Here is a 3,131-nt window from a genome sequence, read left to right as displayed (position 1 = left end):
CGTTCAGCATGACTGGAAACGGGAGTTGGCGCTTTGAGCCAGGCACCCTGCCCCCATCCCCGTCATCCTGACGCCGCAGGCGGAAGGATCTCAACGCCACCACGACACGCTTGGCACGCTCCACACACGCGAAGCGCCTCCTTGCCCACTTGGCGGCAGGGCGCCCCGAACGTACGGCACCGAGATGCTTCACTGCGTTCAGCATGACTGGAGAGGAGACTTGTGCCTTCGTTTGTTAGACTGATCAGCTTGCGTAAATGCATGCCTCGCGGTATGTTGGTTCGCATCTCATGAAGACAGAACCGCCTAACATGTCGGCCATCACTTTATCATGCGAGCCTACTACGTTTACATTCTGGCAAGCCGGTCGCGAGTGATTTATACCGGCATGACAAATAACCTGGAGCTTCGACTTCGTCAGCATCGAAGAAAACAGATTCCAGGGTTTACCCGGCGGTACAACGTCACGCGTCTGGTGCATTACGAAACCTACGACCGTGCAGCAGACGCTATTGCGCGCGAAAAGGAGATCAAAGGATGGCGGCGCGCAAAGAAGGTTGCGTTGATTGAAGCAGGCAATCCAACATGGACTGATTGGGGTGACGAGCTGTTAGGAATGTAATCCTATCAAGTCGGCACCTGCTCTACACCCCGTCATCCTGACGCCGCAGGCGGAAGGATCTCAACGCCACCATGACAGGCCTGGCACGCTGCGTACACATGGAGCGGGCTTTCTTCTTGTCCACGGGTCGGCAGGGCATTCCGGCGGTGTGGTGCTGAGATGCTTCACGGCATTCAGCATGACTGGGATGGGGGGAACGTGCATAAAATAAACTGGTTTTTTTGAAGCGTAGAATCTAATCTCCAACATCAGATTTTGAACAGAGCGGTGGCCACTATGAAAGTAATTGATCTTGATGACCACCGAGATAGCGATGCCCCTGTACTGTCTGGACGTCCACGCGGGAAAGCGGTGCGTGAATCGACGTGTTTGGATGTGATCGACGACCAAGAGGACAACATCGTAATTCGTATTCCCCAAGACGTCTATTTAGTTGCGTCGTCGTTCTTTCTCGGGATGCTCGGTCCCTCCATTCGCAAGCTTGGCGAGGAAGAATTCCGTAAGCGGTTTAGCTTTGAGGGTACGGTTAATAAGGCCGTTCTCAACGATGTAATTCGTGAAGCGCGGCGTCGCGAAAGTCCGCTGAGTGCTGCATGACCGCTTCGACCTGTTTGTCGACGTTCAACACTGCTTTTTGCATGCACGTTCATATCAGTCTTTAGTTACGCTTGCAATCCACAATGAACCATCTCCGATCTGATCAAATGGACAAAGAAGCGACCACGTCGTACCGCTGGAATCCGATTCAAGACTTTCAAACGGCGCCGAATGAACTGGCAGATACGCAACTGAGGTCGCTGTCTGAAGTATGGGAAGAGCAGCGCGACGAGTTGGAAGAGATAGATGCCGTCAAACAGTTCAATGAGCGGCTGCGTCGCCAGTGGGCGATTGAAACGGGCATTATCGAACGGCTTTACACGCTCGATCAGGGCACAACTCAATTGCTTATTGAACGAGGTGTTGATGCAGCGCTTATCGGGCACAATGCTACAAATAAAGACCCACAAAAGGTGGCACGCCTTATCCAAGATCAGCACCGTGCCGTAGAAGGTCTTTTTTCATTCGTGGCAAACGAGCGACCGCTCTCCAATTCATATATCAAAGAACTCCACGCTGAGCTTACGCGCAATCAGGATACGACAGAAGCCGTTGATCCCCGTGGTAATCTTGTAGAGGTGCGGCTTCTCAAAGGCGAGTACAAGCAGCGCCCTAACAATCCACAGCGCCCCGATGGTTACATTCATGAGTACTGTCCTCCCGAGCACGTTGATGCCGAAATGGATCGGCTTATCACGCTCCATAGGGAGCATATGGAAAGTGGGGTTCCGCCCGAGGTGGAAGCAGCCTGGCTCCATCACCGATTTACGCAGATACACCCGTTTCAGGATGGAAACGGACGTGTAGCTCGCTCACTTGCCACGCTCATTTTTCTAAAGGCGGGGTGGTTACCACTCGTTATTACAAACGAGATACGAAGCGATTATATCGAAGCCCTTGAAGCAGCAGATCATAGCGATTTACAGCCGCTTGTTCGCCTGTTCAGCAATGTAGAGCGGAAGGCTTTGACTAAGGCGTTGGGCATCATTGGAGATGTCCAAAGCACAGAGCGAAGCATCAGCAGTGTCATCGGATCCATTCAGGATACGTTCAAGAAGCGGAAAGACGAGCTCACCCAAGAGCGTAGAAGAGCAAAAGAATATGCAGGGCGCTTGCGACAGGATGCAAAAGCAAAGCTCGATTCGCTTTCTGAACAACTTGAAGAGGAGCTTCGCACGTTTGTGCCTTCTGAGACCAACTTCGAATCTTTTGCCTTCGAGGGATCTGACGGATCAGAACGACAGCATTGGTATCGCTATCAGGTTGTGGAAGTAGCTAAAGAGTTAGACTATTATGCAAACTTGGGAAGCCACCACGATTGGGCGTGCCTCGGTATTGAGTTGGATGGCCGCTCTGAAATTTTAATCTCGATCCATGGCATTGGGGATGAGTTTCGTGGTCTTCTGGTTGCTACCGCATGCTTCTATCGTAAAGATGATAACCAGGAAAATGCGGGGGCTCCCATCACAGACTTTGAACCGCTTGTTGATGACACCTTCTCGTTCAATTACCGCGAGACACTACCGGAAGTGCGCGACCGTTTCAGCCGATGGATAGACCCTGTGCTGGTACGAGGGTTAGAAGTATTCCGTCGTGGGTTGTAGGGTGATTAACCCCTTCTAAATGAGGTCGTGGTCGAATCAGTAAGTAATCGTTCTTGGTCTTGAAGACATATCCGCCCGTCTTCCTGACGCCAGACTGACGTCGGGAGGAAGGATACCGGCGTCACCTCAACACGTCCGGCACGCAAAGTGCCCCTTTGCACGCTTTGCCAACGAGGCAGCCATCGGTGCGGCGCTGATATGCTTCACTTCGTTCAGCATGACTGGCGGGAAAGGCGGAGAGATTTGCAAGTCCAGCACCTGTCCCCCCATCCCTCGTCATCCTGACGCCGCCAAGGCGGAAGGATCTC

The 3,131-nt window shown here is 52.5% G+C and carries 3 protein-coding genes; all 3 read left to right on the top strand.

The annotated features are described in order from the left end of the window. Positions 1-331 precede the first annotated feature (331 nt). The 3 genes from PPP56_RS01650 to PPP56_RS01640 all read left to right on the top strand — a co-directional run bounded on the left by PPP56_RS01650 (position 332) and on the right by PPP56_RS01640 (position 2,823). Positions 332-622, top strand: a complete 291-nt coding sequence (locus PPP56_RS01650) for a GIY-YIG nuclease family protein (protein WP_353562132.1) — start codon at positions 332-334, stop codon at positions 620-622. A gap of 276 nt (positions 623-898) precedes the next feature. Then, complete coding sequence (locus PPP56_RS01645; protein ID WP_353562130.1) at positions 899-1,219, top strand: hypothetical protein; 321 nt, start codon at positions 899-901, stop codon at positions 1,217-1,219. 71 nt (positions 1,220-1,290) lie between these two features. Further along, entirely contained in the window at positions 1,291-2,823 is a 1,533-nt protein-coding gene (locus PPP56_RS01640) for a Fic family protein (RefSeq protein ID WP_353562128.1), read from the top strand. Positions 2,824-3,131: the final 308 nt, after the last annotated feature.

The organism is Longimonas sp. (genome assembly GCF_040409695.1).
Lineage (GTDB): Bacteria > Bacteroidota > Rhodothermia > Rhodothermales > Salinibacteraceae > Longimonas.
The sequence above is the reverse complement of the archived record's forward strand: the minus strand, read 5'-3'. Positions and strand labels throughout refer to the sequence as shown.

Excerpts from the sequence above, each read along its gene's own strand:
- PPP56_RS01650 (WP_353562132.1), top strand. The coding sequence starts at position 332 with ATGCGAGCCTACTACGTTTACATTCTGGCAAGCCGGTCGCGAGTGATT.
- PPP56_RS01645 (WP_353562130.1), top strand. The coding sequence starts at position 899 with ATGAAAGTAATTGATCTTGATGACCACCGAGATAGCGATGCCCCTGTA.